The sequence below is a fragment of the Nonomuraea angiospora genome (genome assembly GCF_014873145.1).
In the GTDB taxonomy this organism is placed as follows: domain Bacteria; phylum Actinomycetota; class Actinomycetes; order Streptosporangiales; family Streptosporangiaceae; genus Nonomuraea; species Nonomuraea angiospora.
Map to the genome: position 1 here is coordinate 4759447 of NZ_JADBEK010000001.1, position 23653 is coordinate 4783099.

Sequence of the window (23653 nt, forward strand, 5' to 3'; positions counted from 1 at the left end):
TCCCGTTAACACGGCACCAGCAGACTGGACGGTGTGGCGGACTTTGATGTTGTGGTCCTGGGTTCCGGACCAGGTGGGCAGAAGGCCGCGATCGCGGCGGCGAAGCTCGGCAAGCGTGTCGCGGTGGTCGAGAAACGACACATGATCGGCGGCGTGTGCATCAACACGGGGACGATCCCCTCCAAGACCCTCAGGGAGGCCGTCCTCTATCTCACAGGGCTCAACCAGCGGGAGCTGTACGGCGCCAGCTACCGCGTCAAGGACGAGATCACGGTCACCGACCTCGGGATGCGCACCCAGCACGTGATCGGCCGCGAGATCCAGGTGATCCGCAGCCAGCTCGCCCGCAACCACGTGACCGTGCTGCAGGGCACCGGCCGGTTCCTGGACGCGCACACGATCGGGATCACGCACGAGGAGGGCAAGTCCGAGGAGACGAAGATCACCGCCGAGAAGGTCGTGATCGCCACCGGCACCTCGCCCGCCCGTCCCGACAGCGTCGAGTTCGACGACCGGACGATCATCGACTCCGACGCGATCCTGCACCTCGACCGGATCCCCGAGACCCTGGTCGTGGTGGGGGCCGGGGTCATCGGCATCGAGTACGCCTCCATGTTCGCCGCGCTCGGCACCAAGGTGACGGTGATCGAGCGGCGCGAGCGCATGCTGGAGTTCTGCGACCTGGAGATCGTCGAGGCGCTGAAGTACCACCTGCGCGACCTGGCCGTGACGTTCCGCTTCGGGGAGAACGTGGCCGCCGTCGAGCGCCGCCCCGGCGGGGCGCTGACCCTGCTGGAGAGCGGCAAGAAGATCCCCGCCGACTGCGTCATGTACTCGGCCGGTCGCCAGGGCAAGACCGCCGAGCTGTGCCTGGAGGCCGCCGGATTGGCCGCCGACGCCCGCGGCCGCATCTCGGTGGACTCCAACTACGCCACCGAGGTGCCGCACATCTACGCCGTGGGCGACGTGATCGGCTTCCCCGCGCTGGCGGCCACCTCCATGGAGCAGGGACGGGTGGCCGCGCAGCACGCGTGCGGGGAGCCGGTCGAGGACACCCGCGAGCTGCCGCCCATCGGGATCTACACCATTCCCGAGATCAGCTTCGTCGGCCGGTCGGAGGACGAGCTGACCCGGGACAAGGTGCCGTTCGAGGTGGGCATCTCGCGCTACCGGGAGCTGGCCAGGGGGCAGATCATCGGCGACTCGTACGGGATGCTCAAGCTCCTCGTCTCCCCCGAGGACCGGCGGCTGCTCGGCGTCCACGTGTTCGGCACGGGGGCGACGGAGCTCGTGCACATCGGGCAGACGGTCATGGGGTGCGGAGGGACGATCGACTACCTGGTCAACGCCGTGTTCAACTATCCGACGCTGGCCGAGTCGTACAAGGTGGCCGCGCTGGACGCGATGAACAAGATGCGGGTGGTCGCCCGCCTCACCGCCGGCATGTGATCACGACAGCGTCCATTTCTGGTTGGCGGCGCCCGTGCAGGTCCAGATCTGCAGCCGGGTGCCGTCGGCGCTGGAGTTGCCGGTGACGTCGGCGCACTTGTTCGCGGCGGGGTTCACCAGGTCGCGGCCCGAGGTGTAGGTCCACTGCTGGTTGGCGCCGCCCGAACACGACCAGAGCTGGAGCTTGCTGCCGTCGGCGGTGCCGCGGTCGACCACGTCGAGGCACTTGCCGAGCGCGCGCAGCGTGCCGTCGCCCGGGCGGGTCCACTGCTGGGCGGCGGTGCCGTTGCAGGTGTAGAGCTGCACGGCCGCGCCGTCCGCGCTGCTGCCGCCGGCCACGTCGACGCACTTGCCGCCCAGGCCGGTGATCGCGCCGGCCGGGTTGCCGCCCGGCGTGCCCGACCAGGTGAAGGTCGCGGTGGTGCGGGCGGGCAGCGTGTACACGAACGACTGGTTGCCCCAGTTGACCCTGACCGACTGGGCCGAGGTGCCGCCGTTGTGGGCGATCAGGGCCTTGGAGCCGTCGGGGTTGCGCCAGGCGACGTTCTGCACGGTGGCGTTGGCGGTCGAGTCGATCCGGTACGCCCCAGGTCTGACGAACTTGGTGAGGTGGCCGGTCGTGTAGTACTCGATCGTGTAGTCCACCTGACCGGCGCGCGAGCCGCCCTCCTGCACCGTGATCAGGCCGGTGCAGGTGTCGCAGCCGCCGTTGTGCGGGCCCATCTGCTGGTTGAGCGCGAGGCTCCACTTGACCACACTGCGGCTCCAGTTGCGGGTGTAGTTCACGATGTCGGCCATGTCCTCGTTGTGCTGGTTGCCGATCCAGGTGCCGCCGGAGTGCTCGGTGCTGAACTGGGGCACCGACGGGTACTGGTCGTGCACCTGCGAGCCGACCGCCGGATCGCCGAAGTAGCCGTGCCAGGCGATGCCGCCGAACAGCGGGTCGTTCCGCAGCGCCGCGTCGGCCAGGATGGGGCCGCCGATCTGGCCGTAGTCGCCGTAGTTCCAGTCGTGTACGAGCACCTTCGTGGTGATGCCGGCGGCCCGGAAGGCCGGATACACGAAGTTCTTGGTCAGCTCGATGAGGCCGGAGGAGTTCCAGTTCATGCCGGGGTAGTTCATGGCGGTCGGGTTGGACGCCTGGCAGCAGTTGGGCTCGTTCTGGACGGAGATGTAGTTCACCGGGATCCCGGCGGCCTGGTAGCTCTGGACGTACTTGACGAAGTACTGGGCGTACATGGCGTAGTACTGCGACTTCAGCCAGCCCATCTGGTCCATCCGGCCGTTGTCCTTCATCCAGCCGGGCGCGCTCCACGGCACGGCCTTGACCCGCAGCTCCGGGTTGAGCTGCTTGGCCTGGACGGTCAGCAGGCGCACGTTGGTGTCGTAGCCGTTGGCGCCGAAGTCGTTGAGGTCGCAGCAGGTGTCGTCGAGCGAGACCATGCCGGGGCGCGACAGGTCGGAGGCGCCGATCGGGTTGCGGACGAACGACAGGCCGATCCCGTCCGCGGGCGAGAACAGCTTGCGCATGACCGCGTCCCGCGTGGCCGCGCTGACGGGGCCGCCGCGCAGCAGGTACGCGGTCGTGTCGGTGATCGACGCGCCGGCGCCCTCGAACTGCTGGTACGTGGTGCCCTCGTTGACGGTGATCGTCTGGTTGGCGCTGCCGCCGGCGGGGCCGAAGGCGATCGGGGTCTGTTGCGCGAGGCCGCGGGTGACGTTCCGGCCTCCTGCGTCCGAGGTGGTGGTGAGCCAGACGTTCACCGTCTCGCCGGCGGCGTACGCCGGGACGGGCACGGCCAGCGCCAGGGCGGCCGCGCAGAGGAGCGTGAGTATTCGGGACACGGCGTTGCTTCCCTTCCGGGCGGGGGGGTGATGCCCATGTAACAAAATGAAACAATAAAGAAACTTTCTTTTAGGTGACCACGGGTCATGGGCAGCGTCAAGGCCCATCTGAGGTGATGAAACAAATGAAACAGTCAGGCGGGGCCGGTGGAGCCGCGGACGATCAGCTCGGTTCCGAGCGAGACGTGCAGCGCCTCCACCGTGTGGCGGCTCAGCAGCCGCATCAGCAGCGTGACCGCCATCCGGCCCATCTCCTGCAAAGGCTGGCGCACCGTGGTGAGGGCGGGTGAGGTGGCCCTGCTGACGTCGATGTCGTCGAAGCCGGCCACCGACAGGTCCCCCGGAACGCTCAGCCCGCGCTCGGCCGCCGCCCACAGCGCCCCGACGGCCATCTTGTCGTTGAACGCCACCAGCGCCGTCGGCCGCTCCGGCAGGTCGAGCAGCTCGCAGGCCGCCAGGTAGCCGTACTCGGTGCTCGGCTCCGGCACGCTGCGCAGCAGCTCGGGCTCCGGCAGCACCCCGGCGTCCGCCAGCGAGGCCGTGTAACCCGCGAGCCTGGCCTCGCTCGGCAGCCACTCCACCGGCCCGCCGATGATCCCCACCCGGCGGTGGCCCAGCCCGACCACGTGCGCCATCAGCTTGCGCCCGCCCGCGAAGTGAGCGGCCGAGACCGCCGCGATGTCCTTGGGGGGCGGGGTCCTCGGGTCGATCACCACGAAGGGGAAGCCGCTGTCGCGCAGGCGTACCAGCTCGTCGCCCGGCTCCGGGGGCAGGACCAGGATCGCGCCGGCCACGCCCTGCCTGCCGGGCAGCCCGGCGAGCACCGGGGCGTCCTGGGCGGCCTCGCCCGCGCCGAGGATCATCTGCCTGCCGTGCAGCTCGATCGTCTCCCCCACCGAGGAGACGATGAGCCCGAAATAGTCGGTCAGCACGTACGGGCAGCGCACGTAGACGGCGCCGGCAGACGGGTCGTGGACCGTGCGCGGCCGCGGCGCCTGGTCGCCGAGGCGCCCGACGGCGCGCAGCACCAGCTCCCGGGTGTGCGGGGCGACGTTGGCCTGGCCGTTGAGCACGCGGGAGACCGTGGCGATGGACAGCCCCGTCTCCGCCGCGACGTCACGCACCGTCGCGCGCGCCCTGCCGGACCTGGCCGCCATCCACGCCCCTCGCTCCGCCCTGCCGCCAGAATAGCCGGGGTGGTCACGGCTTGGCCGCGGTGGTCGCCTCCCACGTGCGGAGGTAGGACTCGGCGCCGGCCGCCAGATCCCGGACGATCTCATCGCCGGCGATGACCCGCATGTCCTCGATCCAGTCGGGCACCAGGCCGTAGTTGGCGACGCCGTCCGTGTTGACGTCCCACACCCGCTGGCCGGTGCGCAGCCGGTCCAGGAGCACGCTGCCGTCGTACGACCTGAACGGGTACGTCACCCCGCCGGCGCCCGCCCGCGGGGCCGGCAGCCTGCCCATGCCGTTCACGTCGAGCCCGTAGCCGTAGCCGGCGACCTGGTGCGCCTGCCTGGAGGGTCTGGTACGGGCCCACTCGGCGACGAAGTGCTCCGCGTCGTGGCCGTACTGCGTGATCATGCCGCCGAGGGCGTAGATCCGGTCGAAGTAGAGCGGGTCGGCCCAGCTGTGGGAGGAGATCACGCCCGGGTAGCGGGCGGCTTCGAGCAGGTCGAGCGTGCGGTCGGCGGCCTTGACGCTCATGTGGTCGAGCTCGATCAGCATGCCGCGGCGGATCATGCCCTGGACCATGTACTCGCCCAGCGCCGTCAGGCCCCTGGTGTTGCAGTGCGGGGCGGGGGGATAGACCGGCAGCGAGACGCCGGGAGGCAGCAGTCCCGCGATCGGGTCGGGCAGGATGCCGCCCGGGTCGATCGGGTTGTCGTGCTCGGCGGTCGTACAGGTGCGGGCCTGCCAGAAGGAGCCGGTGCCGAGGAAGTTGCCCAGGTTGACGATCGCGCCCTGCGTGCCGGAGTCGAACCGTACGCCGCACAGGGCGTTGTCGTACTTGTGGCAGACGAACATGCTGCGTACGCCCAGCGCGTACATCTCGTCCAGGCCGCGGTCGATCTGCGCCCTGGTGCACTGGGGGATGCCCAGGATCTGCCGGCAGCCGAACGGCTCGGACGTCTCGATCCCCAGGACCACGGCCAGCTTGCCGGCCTGAATGACCTGCCGGGCCTCGGCCGGATCGGCCACGATCCGGAACCAGCCCCTGCCCGGCCCGCCCTGCTCGGCGTCGATGTGATCCTGCAGCTCCCTGGCCCGCTGGGCCTGGAGCCTGATGATGGTCATCTCGTCGCACGAGTTCTTCTTCAGCGGGTAGATCGCGCACAGCTGGCGGTTGGCCACCAGGTCGTTCACCAGGATCCGCAGCCCGCCCCGCCAGGCGCGCTCGACCCAGGTGTAGTACGCCTGCTGGTGGGTCAGCGAGTCGTACGCCGGCCAGTCCCTGAACGTGGGCCAGCCGACGGGGTCGTGGGTGCCGGTGACCGTGCCCTTGCGGGTGAAGTTCTCGAACCAGGCCAGCTCGCCGTTGGGGTAGTGGTCGGGACAGTCGGTCAGCGCCGTGGCGATGCCGTCCGGGTCGAACGGCTTGCCGCACATGAGCCTGCCTCCGAACGCCTCGTAGGAGAAGAGGTGGCTGTGGGCGTCGATGAAACCGCTGACCTGGGCCGCCTTTGCTGTGGCTGTGGCCTGGGGGATCACCAGGGTGCTGGTGAGGAGGAGCACGAGGACGATCAACCGGTGGGCTGAGCGACGCGGCATGGGGCACCTCACGGGGCTGGGGGTACCGGGGGCTCGCCCACCAGCATCCGCCGCGTCCGCGCGGCCAACAAGACCCAAACATGAGCCCATCTCACATGCCACCCGCCGCCTGACACCGGGAGCCCCGGACGCGACAACGGCCGCGCATCAGGACGCTCCAAGCGCACGCACGAGCACGAGGCGCAGCCGCGCGGGGTGAGCAGGGCGGGCAGCGCGATGCGGGGTGGGGCAGCGCGGCATGGGGCGGCACGGCATGGGGCCAGGGCCTCCAGGCGCATGTGACCGGCCACCTCCGCCTCAACCGGCGCCGGGTCGGCCGGGGTGGGTCAGTCGGAGGGTGGGCGGCGGGTGCGGGCCGGGGGTTTCTTGCGGCCGGCGACCAGCGTGTCGCCCGGCGCCGGGGCGGGGTCCTCCGCGCGGCGCGGCTCCCCGCTCTTGGCGCGCGGCCGGGGATGGGGCGCCGTGTCCTCCGTGGCCGCGGTGTCGGCGGGCTCGCCCTGCGGTTCCGCCTCGGGCGCAGGCGGCTTGTCCGGATCCCGGAGCGAGGCGATGACGCGGTCGGCCTCCGTGTCGGCCGCGAACTCGTTCGCCGCCTCCGACTCCCTCCGCCTGATCACCACCATGTGGTCCACCGACACCCGCCCCGCGCCCACCACGGCGAGCAGGAGGGCGGCGGCGCCGAGGAGGATGAGCTCGTTCAGGCTGATGGGGTTGAGCGGCGTGGCCACCACGAAGACCCCCAGCGCCTCGGCGAAGAGGATCAGGCCCGTGATCGAGACGGCCAGGCCCGCGATCAGCAGCGCGCCGCCGATGAGCTCGCTGAGCATGGTCACCGTGGCCCAGGCGCCGGGTGCGGGGGCACCCTGTGCGAGAAACTTCGCCCCGGTGGCCTTCAGCCCGTCTTCCAGCTTGGTCCAGCCGTTCGCGAAGAAGATGCCGCCCACGCCGACGCGGGCGACTAAAGCTGCAAGATCACGGAGGGCCTGTTTCACGGTAGTTGTCTGCCCTAATCGGGACATGGCACACCTCAATCACGGCTGAGCAGCGTGGCCACCGCGACGGCGGTCAGGCTGAGCAGGACGACGCTCACGACCACGGTCGTGTGCAGGGCGTTCACGAAGGCCCACCGGGCGGCGTCGAGCAGGGCGCCGCCCGCGCTGCCGCCCACCTCGTGCGCGACGTGCGCCGCGCCCGCGAGCGACTGCCTGGCCTTGTCCATGCCGCTGGCGGACACGCCGGGCACGGAGTGCAGGCCGGGGGCGTACACGATGGCGGTGATCGTGCCGAGCACGGCCACGCCGAGGCCGGCGCCCAGCTCGTACGCGGTCTCCTCGATGGCCGCGGCCCCGCCCGCCTGGGACTCCGACGCCGCGGACATGATCGTGTCGGAGGCGGCCAGCAGCGCGACCTGGACCCCGAACCCGATGCCCACGAAGCAGAACGCCAGCATCACGGGATGGCTCTCGACGCCCCAGGACAGCGTGGGGGTCAGGGAGAGCGCGACGAGCCCGAGCCCGCCGCTCATCGTGGTCCGCATGCCGATGCGCGGCAGGATGTGGGCGGCGGCGAGCCCGCCGGAGATGGCCGCGATCACCAGCGGCAACATCCTGACCGCCGCGCGCAGCGGGCTGTCGCCGAGCACGAGCTGCAGGTATTGGGCGAGCATGAGCTGCAGGCCCACCAGCGCGAACACGCCGAGCAGCACGCCGGCCACGCCGGTCGTGAACTCGCGCCGCCGGAACAGCCCGACCTCGAGCAGCGGGTGGCGCAGGCGCGACTGGCGGCGTACGAACAGGAAGAGCAGCCCCAGCCCGGCCAGGAACACCAGCACCGACGCCCACAGCGGCATCAGGCTGCCCGAGCCCGCCTCTTTCAGCCCGAACGCCAGCGCGAGGATGCCGAACACCGACAGCACCGCGCTCAGGCCGTCCCATCCCCTGTCCTTGCGCCCCGGCGAGTCCGGCAGCAGGCGGACGGCGGCGGGGATGAGGGCCAGCAGGATCGGTACGTTGATCAGGAAGACGGCGCCCCACCAGATGCCGACGAGCACGCCGCCGATGAGCGGGCCGACGGCCGCGCCGGCCGCCGCCACCGCGCTCCAGATGCCCAGCGCTATGGCGCGCTCGCGCCTGTCGGTGAAGATCTGGCGGATCAGGGACAGCGTGGCCGGCATGATCATCGCTCCGCCGATGCCGAGCAGCGCCCTGGCCAGGATCAGGGTCAGCGGCGTGGGGGCGAACGCGGCCCCGGCCGAGGCCAGGCCGAACAGCAGGTAGCCGCACAGCACCAGCCGTTTGCGCCCGTACCGGTCGCCGAGCGTGCCGAACATGATCAGCAGCGGCGCGACCACCAGCGAATAGATGTCGATGATCCACAGCAGTTGCACCGCGGACGGCTCCAGCGCGGCCGTGAGCGCGGGCACCGCGATGTGCAGGACGGTCGCGTCGACGGTGATCAGCAGCAGGCTCACGCAGAGCAGCACGAGAATGGACCAGCGGCGGTCCCCGTGCTCCCGATCGGCAGTCCGTACGAGGGGTGCGGCCTGTATGACGGTCATGGGCCTCCTTGCAGGCCGATCCGTTGACAGGGCCCGCACGTGCTCTTTGGTCGGCGGCGGGAGCCCGGCTCGACGCTCGCTCCTCCCGAGCTGCTGCGCCACGACTCCTCGCACTCCGGCTTGCGTCGCAGCTTAGGGCATGTCCAGCACTTGTCATAGCAGTATCGACTGATCCACAGATGCCCCAGTACCTCTCTAGAGAGATACAGCCATATGTCGGCATCTATCCAGTATTCGGCCTCGACCCGATCATGGAGACCGTGGGGAGCGACGGAAGTGACATAAAAGGCGATTTTTCCGACCGATCCTCACGTGAATGGTGTGACGAGGCCCTGACCAGGCTGAACGCCGGCCGCCCCGAGTCCGCGCTCGACGCCGCCCGCCGCGCCGCCGACCTGGACCCGGGCGCGGAATGGGCGTACCGCCTCATCAGCCTCGCCCACGAGCGGCTGGGCCGCGACGCCGACGCGCTGCCCGCCGCCGAACGCGCCGTGGAGCTGGCCCGCGGCTCCTGGCCGGCCCGCCTGCGCCTGGCCGCGGTCCTGCGCCGCTCCCCCGGCCGCTGGCGGGAGGCGGTGGAGCACGCCACGATGGCCGGGAAGTTCGCGCCGGAGCGGCCCGGCCCCGGGGTCATGCTGGGCGACCTGGCCCTGCTGGGCGGCGACCACACCCGCGCAGAGCGGTCGTACCGGGCCGCGCTCGCCGCCGACCCCGCCGACCCCCAGGCCCGCGTGAACCTCGGCCTGTCCCTGCTGCGCTGGGAGCACCCCCGCCCGCACCACGACCCCGCCTGGCCGGTGGACCCGCGCGAGACGGGCCGGGTCAGGCGGGCGCTCGAGGTCTGGTCCCGCCAGGTCCGCCTGCTGGTCGCGCTCGCCACGCTCGCGATCGCCGGGGCCGCGCTCCTCCTCGACCGGGGCGCCCAGGCCCAGCTCGGCGGGTTCGCCGTGCTGGTGCTGCTGGCGCCGCTCACGGTCAGGCAGGCGCGGCGGGTGGGCCTGTGGCCGTACGTGCCCGCGATGCTCTGCCGGGATCCCTGGCTCGGCGCGGCGGTGGTGTCGGCGGCCGTGTCGGTGGTCGCGTTCGCCGCCTGGCTGCTGCTGGGGGCGGTGCCTTCCGTTCCGTCCGCGCTCGACCCGGTCTGGGCGGGGCTGGCGGGCATCGTGGTGCTGGGATGGCCCGCGCTGGCCGCCGTACGGGCGCTGGCGGAGACGTGGCGCGGCCGCCCGCTCCTGGCGCTGGCCGAGACCACGCGCGCCCGGGAGGCTCCGGAGCACGCCCACGCAGCGCAGATCGACCGAACCGCCCGCAGGAACGCCGGCGTGCTGCTCTGGATCCTGCTCGGCAGGACCTGGTCCGTGCTGGTCCCGCTGGTGGGCGGGGCATTGGCGGTGGAGCCCAGGGCCGCCGTCGCCGCCCTGGCGGTGCCGTACCCGATGGTGCGCGGCTACCTGCGCGCCCGCCATCGCACCGACCGGTGGCTGCCCGCCGCGACCGCGCTCGTCGTCCTGGCCGCGGCCGCCTGCGCGGCGGGCGGGCTGCTGGAGGCCTGGCGGGCCGAGCCGGCGGCGACGTGGGCGTGGCGGATCGGGCTGGGCGCGCTCGCGGCGGCGCCGGTCGTGTACGGGGCGCGGGCGGCACGTGCCTGGTGGCGGGGCGGGCCGGGCCCGTGGCGGACCTCCCTGATCATGTGCGACCTGCCGGTGGGCGCCGAGCCGTCCGTCGTGCTCAACCCGGAGGTGCGCCAGACCTTCTCGTACGCCCGCAGCATCGTCCTGTCCTACGGCGACGCCCTCGGCCCCCGGGTCGCCGGCGCGGTGGCGACCGTCACCTCGTCGGGCGAGCTCCGGGTGATCACGGGCCTGGAGGCGTGGGACGCCGTCGAGGCCGACCCGGCGGTGTTCGCGGCGGACCCGCTGCAGCGGCGGTTCTGGGTGGAGGTACGCGGGATCGCCGTGCCCGGCTCCGACGCACTGCGCGTCACCCCCAAGCAAGTGCTCGTCGGCGAATTCCCCGGGCGACACCAGCGCCGCTAGCTAGAATCTTGTTCTATGCGTATCCTGCGCACGCCAGAAGAGCGCTTCGCCGACCTGCCGGACTTCCCCTACGAGCCCCGCTACGCCGACGTCCCCGGCGGCCTGCGGATGGCGTACGTCGAGGCGGGCCCCGCCGACGGCGAGCCCGTCGTGCTCCTGCACGGCGAGCCGAGCTGGTCGTTCCTCTACCGGCACGTCATGCCCGAGCTGGCCGCGGCCGGGCTGCGCGCGATAGCGGTGGACCTCATCGGGTTCGGCCGCTCGGACAAGCCCGCCGACCAGGCCGAGCACACCTACGCCAGGCACGTCGAGTGGACCCGCGCCCTGCTGTTGGACGCGCTCGGGCTGGGGCGCGTCACCGTCGTCGGCCAGGACTGGGGCGGCCTGATCGGGCTGCGGATCGCCGCCGAGCACCCCGAGAGGGTCGCCCGGATCGTGGCCGCCAACACGGGCTTTCCGTCGGGTGACATTCCCATGCCCGAGGTGTGGCACCAGTTCAGGAACGCCGTGCTCAAGGCCCCGGTGCTGGACATCGCCCGGCTCGTCCAGGCCGGCTGCAGGACGCGGCTGTCCGAGGAGGTGCGGGCGGCCTACGACGCGCCGTTCCCCGACGAGTCGTACAAAGCGGGCCCCCGCGTCATGCCGAGCCTCGTCCCGATCACGCCCGACGACCCGGCCGCGCCCGCCAACCGCGCTGCCTGGCAGGTTCTCACGACACTCGAACGGCCGTTCCTCGTGGCGTTCTCCGACGGAGATCCGATCACCGGGGGCATGGCGCCCATTCTGCTCAAGTCGATCTCGGGCACGTCCGGCCTGCGGCATCCCGTCATCAAGGGCGCCGGGCACTTCCTGCAAGAGGACGCGGGGGCCGAACTCGGGCGACAGATCGCCGCTTTCGTGACCTCCACCTAGCGTGTCAGGAGCGCCCAATCGTCGGTCCGGTGCGGTATAACCGGGGGCGGACCGGGGAGGCGTGATGCAGGAGTCCGGCAGGGCCCAGGCCGCGGGGCGGGCCGCGGCGCGGGATCTGTTCGAGAAGGTTCGGCTGCGTTATTACCAGATTCCCCCGGCCGTGCGCCGGGTCCTCTACGTGGTGGTGCTGGTCGCCGTCATGGGTCTGGGGGCGGCGCTCGGGTGGAACCTGCTCAACACCTTCCCCCTCGTCCTGCTGGGGCTCGCGTTCGTCGCGCTGACCATGCGCTTCCCGCGCGCCGCCGCCACCGTGCTGGTGGTCGCGGGCTGGGTCGTGCTGACGCTGCCCGTCTTCTCCGGGCTGTTCCCCGCGGGCTCCGGCGCGGTGCACCTGATGGTCGCGCTGGCCCTGCCCGCCGCCGCGGGCGCCCACCTCATCCGCTGGGTCGCGCCGTGGGTGACCACGCTGCTGGCGCTGGCCCCCGCCGGCGTGCTCGCCGTGCCGCTCTCGTTCGTCTCGGCGAACGTGGCGGTCTGGGTGGCGTACGCGGTGGCCGCCGCGGTGCTGGTCTACCGGTTCGTGCTGGCCCGCAAGATCAGGGCGGAGAACGCCGCGGCCGAGGAGCAGCAGGTGCGCGTCAGGGTGCGCGAGGGCAGGCCCGAGTCCCCGCAGGACAAGCAGGGCGGCCCGCCGCAGATCTCCGTCGAGGAGGCGCTCAGCGAGCTGGAGAGCATGGTCGGCCTGGCCCCCGTCAAGGAGCAGGTGCGCTCGATCGCCGCCTCCATCGAGGCGTCCCGGCTGCGCGCCGAGGCCGGCTACACCACCGACCGGCCCACCAGGCACTTCGTCTTCCTCGGCCCGCCCGGCACCGGCAAGACCAGCGTCGCGCGCGCCCTGGCCAAGATCTTCTACGCGTTCGGCCTGCTGGAGACCCCCTACGTGGTCGAGGCGCAGCGGGCCGACCTGGTGGGCGAGTTCCTGGGCGCGACCGCGATCAAGACCAACGAGCTGGTCGACCGGGCCCTGGGCGGCGTGCTCTTCATCGACGAGGCGTACGGGCTGGTCAACTCCTCCGACGGACAGCCCGACCGGTTCGGTGCCGAGGCGGTGCAGACGCTGCTCAAGCGCGCCGAGGACGACCGCGAGCGGCTGATCATCATCCTGGCCGGCTACGAGCAGGAGATGGGCGCGTTCCTGTCCAGCAATCCCGGGCTGGCCAGCCGGTTCGCCACCCGGGTGCGCTTCCCCGGCTACTCCCCCGCCGAGCTGGTCGAGGTCACCGAGCTGCTCCAGCGGCGCCGGGGCGACACGATGGACGCCGAGACCAGGCGGGTGCTGCTCGGCCTGTTCGACGACGTCCACCGGCGCGGCCTGGTCGACGAGCTGGGCAACGCCAGGTTCGCGCGCAGCCTGGTCGAGGCCGCCGCGCAGGCCCGTGACGTGCGCGTGGTGGGCGCCGGCGGCACCCCGACCACCCAGGACCTGGTGACCACCACCACGCCCGACGTGACCAAGGCGTTCGAGGAGCTGACCGCGCGCTTCCGCGGCTACGTCGCCACTCCCACGCTGGAGGAGGCGCTGGCCGACCTCGACGGGATGGCGGGCCTCGCGCCGGTCAAGCGGCAGGTCCACGCCATCGCGGCCCAGCTCCAGATGGCGCGCATGCGGCAGGAGCGCGGGCTGCCCACCCCGCCGCAGATGCGGCACTTCGTGTTCGTCGGCCCGCCCGGCACCGGCAAGACCACGGTCGCCAGGGTCGTCGGCCGCATCTTCGCCGCGCTCGGCCTGCTGGCCAGGCCCGACGTGGTCGAGGCGCACCGCGCCGACCTGGTCGGCCAGCACCTCGGCGCCACCGCGATCAAGACCAACGAGCTGGTCGACCGGGCCCTGGGCGGCGTGCTCTTCATCGACGAGGCCTACAGCCTGGTCAACCCCGGCTACCAGGGCGGCGACGCGTTCGGCGCCGAGGCCGTGCAGACGCTGCTCAAGCGGGCCGAGGACGACCGCGACCGGCTCGTCGTCGTGCTGGCCGGCTACGAGCGCGAGATGGACGCGTTCCTGTCCACCAACCCCGGTCTGGCCAGCCGGTTCAGCCAGCGCGTGTCCTTCCCCAGCTACTCGCCGCAGGAGCTGTCCGAGATCGCGGTGCTGCTGGCCGGGAAGGCCGGCGACACCTTCGACGAGGAGGCGCTGCGCGACCTCGACGACGTGTTCGCCTGGGTGTGCGAGGAGCGGCTGATCGACGGGCTCGGCAACGGCCGCTTCGCCAGGTCGCTGTTCGAGCGCGCCGCCATGCGCCGCGACGTGCGGCTGGCCGCCCACGCCTCGCGCGGCGGGTCCGCCAGCTCGGCCGACCTGACGACGATCACGAGCGAGGACGTCCGCACCGCCGTGGACGAGCTTTCCGGACGCTGACCATCTCGGATCCGACCATCTTCGGCGGTTCCCTGCGCGCGACCCGTCACATGGTGTAGCAATATAACTACGTGCGGTGCGCGTCGGAGGGGGAGCGCGATGGCGGGGTTTCTGGCCCGCAGGCTGCTCAACTACGCCGTGCTGGTCGTAGTGGCCGCCAGTCTCGCCTACCTTCTGGCTGCCACGGCTCTCAATCCTCGCTCCAACTACGCGGACCGCACGCCGAAACCGCCGCCTGCCGTCGTGGACGCGCAGCTCACGGCGCTCAACCTCAACGACAAGACCCCGCTGCTGCAGCGCTACGCCACCTGGGCGGGCGGGGTGCTGCGCGGCGACTTCGGCAAGTCCGTCGGGGGCGCTCCGGTCAATGAGGATCTCAAGCGGCGCATGGGTGTGACGTTCCGGCTGGTCGTGCTGGGGATGTTGTTCGGGAGCCTGCTCGGGGTGCTGCTGGGCGCCTTCGCGGCGGTCCGGCAGTACGGCTGGTTCGACCGGATCTCGACCGCCCTGTCCTTCGTGGTGCTGGCCGTGCCGGTGGTCGTGCTGGCCAACATGCTGATCCTGGCCGCCGCCTGGGCCAACGAGCACCTCTTCGGCCGCTCGGTGTTCCTGGTCAGCGGCGAGTACACCGACGGGCTGGAGGCCGGGTTCTGGGGGCACGTGGTCGACCGGCTGCAGCACCTGATCCTGCCGACGGTCTCGCTGTCGGTGGGGCTCATCGCGGTCTTCAGCCGCTACCAGCGCAACATGATGCTCGACGTGCAGGGCGCCGACTTCGTCCGCACCGCCCTGGCCAAGGGGCTGAGCAGGCGCCAGGCGCTCGTCAAGCACGCGCTGCGGACCGCGCTCATCCCGGTCGTGACCTATTTCGCGTTCACGTTCGGGGCGCTGCTGACGGGGGCGACGTTCACCGAGAAGATCTTCGGCTGGCACGGGCTGGGCGAGCAGCTGATCAACTCCATCTTCAGCAACGACGTCAACACCGTCGCGGCCATCTCCCTCCTCGCCGCCGTCGCCGTGCTGTGCTCCGCGCTGGCCTCCGACCTGCTGCACGCGGCGCTCGATCCGAGGGTGCGCGCGTGATGACGCTTTCCGACGAGGAGCTCGCCGAAGAACTCACCGACGGCACAGCGGCCACGGCGCCCTCCCGGCTGCGGGTGGTGGCCGGACGGTTCTTCCGCTCCCCGCGGGGGCGGCTCGGGTTCGCGGTGCTGGCCGCGATGTTCCTGCTGGCGTTCGCCGGGCCGATCTTCTCCAGGTGGACCTACACCGACAAGGACTTCACCGCGTTCATGCAGCCGCCGTCGGCCACCCACTGGTTCGGAACGCTCCAGACCGGGGCCGACGTCTACGCGGTCACGCTGCGCGGCATGCAGAAGTCGCTGGTCGTGGGGCTGCTCGCGGCCCTGATCTCCACGGCATTGTCGGCCGTGGTGGGCGCGTTCGGGGGCTACTTCCTCGGGTGGACGGACCGGACGCTGAGCTGGGTGACCGACCTGCTGCTCGTGCTGCCCGGCTTCCTCATCCTGGCGATCATGTCGCCGCTGTTCGAGGCCGGGCAGTGGCCGCTGTTCGTGGTCATGCTGGCGTTGTTCCTGTGGATGGTCACCTCGAAGATCGTCAGGGGGATGACGATCTCGCTGAAGGAGCGGGAGTTCATCCAGGCCGCCCGCTACATGGGCGTGTCCCCCGTACGGATCATCTTCCGCCACGTGATCCCCAACCTGTCGTCGCTGCTGATCGTGGACGCCACGCTCAACGTCAGCAGCGCGATCCTCACCGAGACCTCGCTGTCGTACTTCGGGTTCGGCATCCAGCCGCCCGACGTGTCGTTCGGGACGCTCATCGCCGACGGGTCCAGGACGGCGGTCTACGCGCCGTGGACGTTCTGGTTCGTGGCGGGGCTGCTGGTGGTCACCGTGCTCGCGGTCAACCTCATGGGCGACGCGCTGCGTGACGCGTTCGACCCCACGGCCTCGCGGAGGAGGCGGCGATGAGCCCGGTCCTCGAGGTCACCGACCTCAACGTGTCCTTCGGCGGCGTGCCGGCCGTGCGCGGGGTGAGCTACCACGTGGAGCCCGGCGAGGTCCTGGGCATCGTGGGCGAGTCGGGGTCGGGCAAATCGGTCACCTCGGCGGCCGTCATGGGGCTGCTGCCGCCTGGCGCGCGCGTCACCGGGTCCGTGCGGCTGCACGGCAAGGAGCTGATCGGGGCCTCCGAGCGGGAGCTGACGTCCTTCCGCGGCAAGGCCATCTCGATGGTGTTCCAGGATCCGCTCTCGGCGCTCACCCCCGTCTACCGCGTCGGCGACCAGATCGCCGAGGCGGTGCGCGTACACCAGCGGGTGAGCAAGGAGACGGCCCTGGTCAAGGCCGTCGAGCTGCTGGAGCTCGTGGGCATCCCGCGGCCGGCCGAACGGGCGCTGGCCTTCCCGCACGAGTTCTCCGGCGGCATGCGGCAGCGCGTGGTGATCGCGATGGCCATCGCCAACGACCCCGACGTGATCATCTGCGACGAGCCGACCACCGCGCTCGACGTCACCATCCAGGCGCAGGTGCTGGAGGTGCTGAAGAAGGCGCAGCGCAAGACCGGCGCCGCGATCATCATGATCACGCATGATCTGGGCGTCGTGGCCGGGTTCGCCGACCGGGTGCTGGTCATGTACGCCGGGCGTCCGGTCGAGGTGGGCGACGTGGACGACATCTACTACGGGATGCGGATGCCGTACACGGTGGGTCTGCTCGGCTCGATCCCGCGCGTGGACCGGGGCGCGCGGCAGCCGCTGGCGCCCATCGAGGGCAGCCCGCCCTCCCCCGAGGCGCTGCCGCCGGGGTGCCCGTTCGCGCCGCGCTGCCCGATGAGGATCGACGCCTGCGACGAGGGCGAGCCGCCGCTGTTCGACGTGGGGGCGGGGCACCGGGCGGCCTGTATCCGCTGGCAGGACGTACGCCCCCGCGAGCCCGTCCTCGTCCCCGTGGAGCGGGGGCGGCGCGAGCGCGGCGAGCGCACGGTGCTCGAGGTGCACGGCCTGGTCAAGGAATATCCGCTGCTCAAGGGCTCGATCTTCAAGCGCAGGGTGGGCACGGTGCACGCGGTCGCCGGGGTCGGCTTCGACATCCGGCAGGGCGAGACGCTGGGGCTGGTCGGCGAGTCGGGCAGCGGCAAGACGACCACGCTGACGCAGATCCTGGAGCTGGCCGCGCCGCAGAGCGGGCGCATCGTCGTGCTCGGACGCGACACCGCGCGGCTGAGCGGCCCCGAGCGCAAGGCGATCCGGCGCGACATGCAGGTCGTCTTCCAGGACCCGCTGGCCTCGCTCGACCCGCGCATGACGGTCCACGACATCCTGGCCGAGCCGCTGCGTACGCACGGGCGGCGGCGCCCCGGCCGGCGCGTCGCCGAGCTGCTCGCCCTGGTCGGGCTGGACGCCTCCCACGCGGCCCGCTACCCGCAGGACTTCTCGGGCGGCCAGCGCCAGCGCATCGGCATCGCCAGGGCGCTGGCCCTGGAGCCCCGGCTGCTGGTGCTGGACGAGCCGGTCTCCGCGCTGGACGTGTCGATCCAGGCCGGGGTGATCAACCTGCTCGGTTCGCTGAAGGCCAGGCTGGGGCTGTCCTACCTGTTCGTGGCGCACGACCTGGCCGTCGTGCGGCACATCGCCGACCGGGTGGCGGTGATGTATCTCGGCAGGATCGCCGAGATCGGCCAGGTGGACGCCGTGTTCGACGCCCCGGCGCACCCGTACACGCAGGCTCTGCTGTCGGCGATCCCGCTGCCCGACCCGGTACGCGAGCGCGCCCGGGAGCGGATCCTGCTCGAAGGCGACCTGCCCAGCCCGGCCAACCCTCCGACGGGCTGCCGATTCCGCACCAGGTGCCCGAAGTTCCGCGGCGAGCTCACCGACGAACAACGCACGCTCTGCGTGAACGTCGAGCCCGAGGTGCGTCCGCTGGGCGAGGACCAGGGGGCGGCCTGCCACTACGCCGAGAGGCGCGAAGTCGTATAGACCTCGCTCAGACCAGCTCGCTCAGACCAGGAGGAATTCGCTCGATGAAAGCATCACGTCTTGTCGTGGCCGCCGTTGTCGCGGCCTCGCTGTGCCTGGCGGGCTGCGGCAAGGGCACGGGGGGCGGGCCGGGCCGGGAGAGCGGCGGTGACGAACGTACGATCAAGGCCTACGACATCAACCCGCAGCCGCGCGACAAGGTCAAGGACGGCGGGACGCTGCGGTGGGGCATCAACGAGTTCCCCGCGCAGTGGAACAGGAACCACGTCGACGGCAACCTGGCCATGGCCGCCGTCGTCAGCAACGCGCTGCTGCCCTCGCCGTTCCATTCCGACGAGAAGGCGGAGATCTCGGTCGACCGCGACTACGTGCTCGACGCCGAGGTGACCGACCAGCGGCCCAAGCAGGTGGTCACGTACAAGCTGAACCCGAAGGCCAAGTGGTCCGACGGGAAGCCGATCACCTGGGCCGACTACGAGGCCCAATGGCACGCGCTGAACGGGCGCAATCCGGCCTTCCACATCGCCTCCTCCACCGGCTACCAGGACATCGAGCAGGTGGCGCGGGGGAAGGACGACTTCGAGGTGGTGGTGACGTTCGACAAGCCGTTCGGCGACTGGCAGGCGCTGTTCGGGCCGCTGCTGCCCGCCGCCACGAACCGGACGCCCGAGGCCTTCGACAACGCCTGGCTGAACAAGATCCCGATGACGGCCGGGCCGTTCAAGTTCGGGGGGTTCGACCAGACGGCCAAGACGATCACGATCGTGCGGGACGACTCGTGGTGGGGGAACCGGGCGAAGCTCGACAAGATCATCTATCGGTCGTCGGAGCAGGACTCGCTGATCTCGGCGTTCAGCAACGGGGAGCTCGACCTCATCGACGTGGGGCCGTCGGCGCCCGACTACGCGCGGGCGAAGGGCACGCCGGGGGCGCAGGTACGGCAGGCCGCAGGCCCCGATTTCCGGCATTTCACCTTTAACGGGTCCAGCGAGCTGCTCAAGGACCGCAACGTCCGCCAGGCCGTCCAACTCGGCATCAGCCGCCAGGCCATCGCGCAGTCGGACCTGCAGGGCCTCGACTGGCCGATCGCCCTGCTGAACAACCACTTCTTCATGAACACCCAGGAGGGCTACCAGGACAACGCCGGCAAGCTCGGGGCGTACGACCCCGGCCAGGCGCGGCGGCTGCTGGACGCGGCCGGGTGGAAGCTGAGCGGCTCGTTCAGGCAGAAGAACGGCAAGGTGCTCGACCTGCGGTTCGTGGTGCCGTCGGGGGTCCAGATCAGCAAGGCGGAGGGGGAGCTGGCGCAGACCATGCTCGCCCAGATCGGCGTGAAGCTGACCCTTCAGGCCGTGCCCAGCGATGACTTCTTCACCAAGTACGTCATCCCCGGCAACTTCGACATCACGCCCTTCGCGTACATCGGGACGCCTTTCCCGGTTTCCAGCAGTTTCGGGATCTATGCCAATTCCCCCGACGGCAAGACCTGGAACGCCAATTTCGGCCGTACCGGGTCGCCCGCCATCGACCAGGCCATGAACCGCGCCGCCCAGAACCTCGACCCGGTGCGGGCGCGCGCCGCGGCCAACGAGGCGGACGCGCTCATCTGGCAGGAGGTCAACGTACTGCCGCTCTACCAGCGCCCGCAGAACGTCGCCACCCGCCAGACGCTGGCCAACGTGGGGGCGCGCGGCTTCTACGACCTGCGCTACGAGGACATCGGCTTCACCGGCTGACCTCGTCGGAAGTGTCGGTGGCCGGGTGTAGAAGTGGACGCGTGACTACCAAGCTCACCTGGCCACAGATCCTGGCGTGGCGCCTGCGCAGACAGTTCGTGAGCGAGCCGGACGCGCCCGATCCCGTGGCGGTCGCCCGGCGGCTGTGCGGCGTCCAGACGCAGGTCGCCTCCTCGGCCCAGCTCGCGGTGGCGCTCCGGAGCGACAAGCCCGACCCGGGCGGGATCGACCAGGCCCTGTGGGGCGACCGCACGATGGCCAAGACGTGGATCATGCGCGGCACCCTGCACCTCGTCCCCTCCGACGAGCTGGCCGACTTCTGCGCGGCCCTGGGCACGTTGCGCTTCTGGGAGAAGGGCTCGTGGCAGCGCGGCCACGGGGTCACCGCCGACGAGATCGCGGCGATCATCGACGCGGTGCCCCATGCTCTGGCTCAGAGTGCGTCGGGAGCGGCGCTGACCAGGGAGGAGCTCGTCGACGCCGTGGTGGCGGTGACCGGGGAGGCCCATCTGCGGGAGGCGCTGACTTCTGGCTGGGGCGCCCTGCTCAAGCCGCTGAGTCGCCTGGGCGAGCTCTGTTACGGCCCGCCCCGCGACGGCAGGGTCACCTTCACCTCCCCGCGCACCTGGTTTCCCGGATGGCCCGCCGCGCTGCCGCCGCACGAGGAGGCAGGTGTACGGGTGGCGCGCGCCTTCCTGGGGGCGCACGGGCCGGCCACGCCGGAGATGTTCGACACGTGGCTGTTCGGCGGCGTGGCGAAGAAGACGGTGCTGAAGGGGTGGTTCCGCGACCTGGCGCCCGAGCTGAGCGAGGTGGAGACTGGCGACGGCCCGCCGCTGCTGGCCCTGACCGAGCACCTCGACGACCTCGCCGCCACCCGCCCGTCGACCGAGGTGCACCTGTTGCCGGGCTTCGACCAATACATCCTCGGCGCCCCACGCGGCCTCGCCCCGCTGATCCCGCCGCCCCTCAAGCCCAAGGTGAGCCGTCAGGCGGGGTGGATCTCCCCTGTGGTCGTCCATGAGGGGCGGGTCGCGGGCGTCTGGGAGGCCAAGAACGGCCACATCACCGTCGACCTCGCCGCCCCGGTCCCCCAGGGTCCTCTCGAGGAGGCCATCGCCCGCGTCCGCGCCCTGCTCCCGTAAAGGGTCAGGAGCCGGTGGTGGCCATGATGCGGTCGACGAGGCCCTGGCTGCCCTCCTGACGCGCACAATGCGCACAGCAGTACCAGTGCTCGCCCGACTGCACCCCATGCCCGATGACCTTGGTGCCACAGTGCTCGCAGATGGGCGCCATCCCCTCGATCGCACACTGGAAGCAGTCGAAGGTGTGCACAGCCCCCTGCGCATGCACCTCGAACGCCATGTCGTAGTCGTTGCCGCAGGTCTCGCAGACAGCCATGGTGATCCCCCCTATAGTCCATTCCGCCGGGGGAATACCCGGTTCTATGGCCTCTCTTCCTCAAAGGCCCACCAATTTCCCTAAATGTCCCTCGAAATCGGTCAGGAACGGGCGAAGCGGGCCACCAATGGCAGGCCCAGCAGGCCGAGGAGGGCCAGGGCGGAGGGCAGGCCGAGCCAGCCGCTCAGAACCGCGACGAGCAGCGGGCTGATCACGAACCCCGCGTACGAGATCGTCGACACCCCCCACACCAGCGTCCCGCTCGGGTCGTCGGCGGCGGCCCGGCTGAGGAGGGCGGGCACCAGCGGGCCCAGCGCCAGCCCGGTCACCGCGAAGCCCGCCATGGAGGCGAGCACGGTGCCGCCCAGCCCCGCCAGGATGATGCCCGCGCCGCCGCCCACCCCCGCCACCAGGTACAACGCCCGCAGCGGCACCCGGGGCAGCGCCTGCACGACGAGGCGACCGGCCGTCAGCGCCGCCATGTAGACGGAGGGCGCGGCGCTCGACACCAGGGGCGCGGCCCCCCGGTGCTCCTCCAGCAGCAGCACCGACCACTGCTCGACCGAGTTCTCGATGACCAGGACGCAGGCCGCCAGAGCCCCCACCACGACCGCGGCGCCCCACAGCCCGCGCCTGTCCGAGCCGCCGGACGCGGCGGACGTTCGCTCGCCCACAGGCAGCGCCAGCGCCGTCAAGGACGTGGCGATCACGATCACGGCGATGATCACGAGGACCGTGCCGACGCTCAGGCCCAGGGATCGGGCCAGGCCGGTGGCGGGAGACGCCGCTATGACGGCGACCGGGAAGGCCGCGTGGACGGGCTGGAAGAGGCGGCGGCCGGTCTCGCGCTCGGCGCGCCCCGTGGCCAGGTTCAGGGCGATGTCGAGCGCCCCGCTGGTCGCCCCCACGAGCAGCAGCGACAGCGCGAGCTGCCAGGGCGTGGCCACCAGCCCGATCCCGGCCACGCTGAGCCCGAACAGCGCCGTCGTCACCAGCAGCGCGGTCCGCTCACGCCCCCGTGCCAGCCGCCCGGTCAGCGCCATCGCGGGCAGAGCCCCCACCGGTACGGCGCTCAGCGCCAGCCCCAGGTCCCCCGCCGAGATACCGAGCTCCAGCTTGACGGCAGGCAGGAGGGCCGACCAGGAGCCCCAGAACACGGCCCAGGCCGCGCACACCGCGATAAGCGGCATTTACCACAACCCCTTGAAATTTCGGTCAAGGCACAGTAAAGATCGACGTTGTCCTTATTACCCCCTGCTGAAGGGAAGCTCGTGCTCACCCGAACGGTCATCGCGACGGCCTTGGTCGCGGCCGGGATCGCCGCCACCCCCTCCGCCGCGTACGCGGCCACGGCCGGCTTCACCCCCGAACGCGTCTGCGGCGCCGGCTTCCACCGGGTCAAGGACGGCCACCGGGCGATGAAGACCCGCGAGGGCGCGACGTTCGGACACGTCTACCTGATGTACAACCAGCGCAGCGGCAAGAACTGCGTGGCCGCCATCAAGACCGCGTACACGGGCACCCGCACGGTCACCGGCGCCTACCTGGAGGTCAGGGGCGGCGGCAGGGCGGAGGACGTGCAGAAGTACCGCTTCTACGCCGAGACCGGCCACATCGACGGCAAGTGGAAGTGCGTGAAGTACGCCGGCTGGACCCGTGACCCGGACAACCGCGTCGAGGCCTGGGGCGGCCGCAAGACCTGGGGCAACTGCAAGGGCTGAGGCTCGCCGCCGTCGCGCTAGGGGTAGACGTCCCGGTACGGCGCACCGCCCAGGTACCGGCCCACTCGGCGGCCGATCCCCTATGCGCTGGGGGTCCCCCGCTCTCAGCGCCTCCATGGCGGGTTAGATGTCACTTTCTTCGCGGAAGTTGTCACAACTGGACGGCCTGCCCCGTCCTCCTGGCAACGAACTGAGGAGGAACACATGACCCAGCGGATCAACGTCGCACAGCAGGTTCCGCAGGCCTACCACCATTTCCTGGCCGTGGAGAAGCTGCTGCACGAGAGCGAGCTGCCGACCACCACCCTTGGGCTGGTCAAGCTGCGCGCCAGCCAGATCAACGGCTGCGGCTACTGCGTGGACATGCACAGCCGCGACCTGAAGAAGGCCGGTGAGAGCGACGAGCGCCTCTGGTCGGTGGCCGCCTGGCGGGAGGCGACCGTCTACACGCCGGCCGAGCGGGCCGCGCTCGCGCTGGCGGAGGAGGCGACCAGGCTGGCCGACGGCACGGGGGTGCCGGACGCGGTCTGGGAGGAGGCCGCCCAGCACTACAGCGAGAAGCAGCTGGGACTGCTCATCGTGGGGCTGGCCATGATCAACGCGTGGAACCGGATCGGTGTCACGGCCCGGCTCACGCCCGGGGCATGACATTCGTAGAAATGCATTGAGAGGGCCGGTGGTGGCCCGTTAGGTTGGCGCGCATGGCGGGTGACAGGCGCCCGTCATGCCGCCGCCCAAGGGGGAGGCCATGAAACGCGTCAGAGTCACCAAGTCGACGACCAAACGGATCCCGAAGCCGACC

18 protein-coding genes are annotated in these 23653 nt (G+C 71.2%); 11 read left to right on the forward strand and 7 right to left on the reverse strand.

Features of this window, described 5'->3' with window-relative positions; all coding sequences use genetic code 11:
* The first annotated feature begins 33 nt into the window (after positions 1-33).
* A complete protein-coding gene (sthA, locus tag H4W80_RS21470; protein ID WP_192786732.1) occupies positions 34-1449 on the forward strand; it encodes a Si-specific NAD(P)(+) transhydrogenase in 1416 nt (471 codons plus the stop codon).
* Here the strand turns inward: sthA and H4W80_RS21475 are convergent, their stop codons facing one another.
* The 5 genes from H4W80_RS21475 to H4W80_RS21495 form a co-directional block, all read right to left on the reverse strand.
* Positions 1450-3294: a ricin-type beta-trefoil lectin domain protein gene (locus H4W80_RS21475; RefSeq protein ID WP_318786981.1), complete on the reverse strand. Its 1845-nt coding sequence runs from the start codon at positions 3292-3294 to the stop codon at positions 1450-1452. It abuts the gene before it with no gap.
* Between the two features lie 134 nt (positions 3295-3428).
* Positions 3429-4451, reverse strand: a complete 1023-nt coding sequence (locus H4W80_RS21480) for a LacI family DNA-binding transcriptional regulator (RefSeq protein ID WP_192786734.1) — start codon at positions 4449-4451, stop codon at positions 3429-3431.
* A 43-nt stretch (positions 4452-4494) separates the two neighbouring features.
* Positions 4495-6066: a membrane dipeptidase gene (locus H4W80_RS21485; protein WP_192786735.1), complete on the reverse strand. Its 1572-nt coding sequence runs from the start codon at positions 6064-6066 to the stop codon at positions 4495-4497.
* 326 nt (positions 6067-6392) lie between these two features.
* Complete coding sequence (locus H4W80_RS21490) at positions 6393-7058, reverse strand: DoxX family protein (RefSeq protein WP_318786982.1); 666 nt, start codon at positions 7056-7058, stop codon at positions 6393-6395.
* 35 nt (positions 7059-7093) lie between these two features.
* Positions 7094-8623: an MFS transporter gene (locus H4W80_RS21495; RefSeq protein WP_192786737.1), complete on the reverse strand. Its 1530-nt coding sequence runs from the start codon at positions 8621-8623 to the stop codon at positions 7094-7096.
* Between the two features lie 260 nt (positions 8624-8883).
* Between H4W80_RS21495 and H4W80_RS21500 the strand changes: the two genes are divergently transcribed.
* From H4W80_RS21500 to H4W80_RS21535, 8 genes are all read left to right on the forward strand, one after another.
* Complete coding sequence (locus tag H4W80_RS21500) at positions 8884-10659, forward strand: tetratricopeptide repeat protein (protein WP_225963585.1); 1776 nt, start codon at positions 8884-8886, stop codon at positions 10657-10659.
* A gap of 15 nt (positions 10660-10674) precedes the next feature.
* Positions 10675-11571, forward strand: a complete 897-nt coding sequence (locus H4W80_RS21505; RefSeq protein ID WP_192786739.1) for a haloalkane dehalogenase — start codon at positions 10675-10677, stop codon at positions 11569-11571.
* Between the two features lie 64 nt (positions 11572-11635).
* Positions 11636-13987 carry an AAA family ATPase gene (locus tag H4W80_RS21510; RefSeq protein ID WP_192786740.1) on the forward strand — a complete coding sequence of 784 codons (2352 nt, stop codon included), beginning with the start codon at positions 11636-11638 and terminating at the stop codon, positions 13985-13987.
* 99 nt (positions 13988-14086) lie between these two features.
* Positions 14087-15070 carry an ABC transporter permease gene (locus tag H4W80_RS21515; protein WP_192786741.1) on the forward strand — a complete coding sequence of 328 codons (984 nt, stop codon included), beginning with the start codon at positions 14087-14089 and terminating at the stop codon, positions 15068-15070.
* A complete protein-coding gene (locus H4W80_RS21520; RefSeq protein WP_192786742.1) occupies positions 15070-15984 on the forward strand; it encodes an ABC transporter permease in 915 nt (304 codons plus the stop codon). The genes H4W80_RS21515 and H4W80_RS21520 overlap by 1 nt, the downstream gene beginning before the upstream one ends.
* Entirely contained in the window at positions 15981-17993 is a 2013-nt protein-coding gene (locus H4W80_RS21525; RefSeq protein ID WP_192786743.1) for a dipeptide ABC transporter ATP-binding protein, read from the forward strand. Before H4W80_RS21520 ends, H4W80_RS21525 begins: the two co-directional genes overlap by 4 nt.
* Before the next feature lie 44 nt (positions 17994-18037).
* Positions 18038-19729, forward strand: coding sequence for an ABC transporter family substrate-binding protein (locus H4W80_RS21530; RefSeq protein ID WP_192786744.1), 1692 nt, complete (start codon positions 18038-18040; stop codon positions 19727-19729).
* Between the two features lie 41 nt (positions 19730-19770).
* Positions 19771-20874: a winged helix DNA-binding domain-containing protein gene (locus H4W80_RS21535; protein ID WP_192786745.1), complete on the forward strand. Its 1104-nt coding sequence runs from the start codon at positions 19771-19773 to the stop codon at positions 20872-20874.
* A 4-nt stretch (positions 20875-20878) separates the two neighbouring features.
* Here the strand turns inward: H4W80_RS21535 and H4W80_RS21540 are convergent, their stop codons facing one another.
* Together H4W80_RS21540 and H4W80_RS21545 are read right to left on the reverse strand one after the other, a co-directional pair.
* Positions 20879-21130 (reverse strand): hypothetical protein, encoded by a 252-nt coding sequence (locus H4W80_RS21540; RefSeq protein WP_192786746.1) that lies wholly within the window; start codon positions 21128-21130, stop codon positions 20879-20881.
* A gap of 101 nt (positions 21131-21231) precedes the next feature.
* Positions 21232-22320, reverse strand: coding sequence for an MFS transporter (locus H4W80_RS21545; protein ID WP_192786747.1), 1089 nt, complete (start codon positions 22318-22320; stop codon positions 21232-21234).
* Between the two features lie 81 nt (positions 22321-22401).
* Between H4W80_RS21545 and H4W80_RS21550 the strand changes: the two genes are divergently transcribed.
* A complete protein-coding gene (locus tag H4W80_RS21550) occupies positions 22402-22851 on the forward strand; it encodes a hypothetical protein (protein WP_192786748.1) in 450 nt (149 codons plus the stop codon).
* A 204-nt stretch (positions 22852-23055) separates the two neighbouring features.
* Positions 23056-23499, forward strand: a complete 444-nt coding sequence (locus H4W80_RS21555; RefSeq protein WP_192786749.1) for a carboxymuconolactone decarboxylase family protein — start codon at positions 23056-23058, stop codon at positions 23497-23499.
* Positions 23500-23653: the final 154 nt, after the last annotated feature.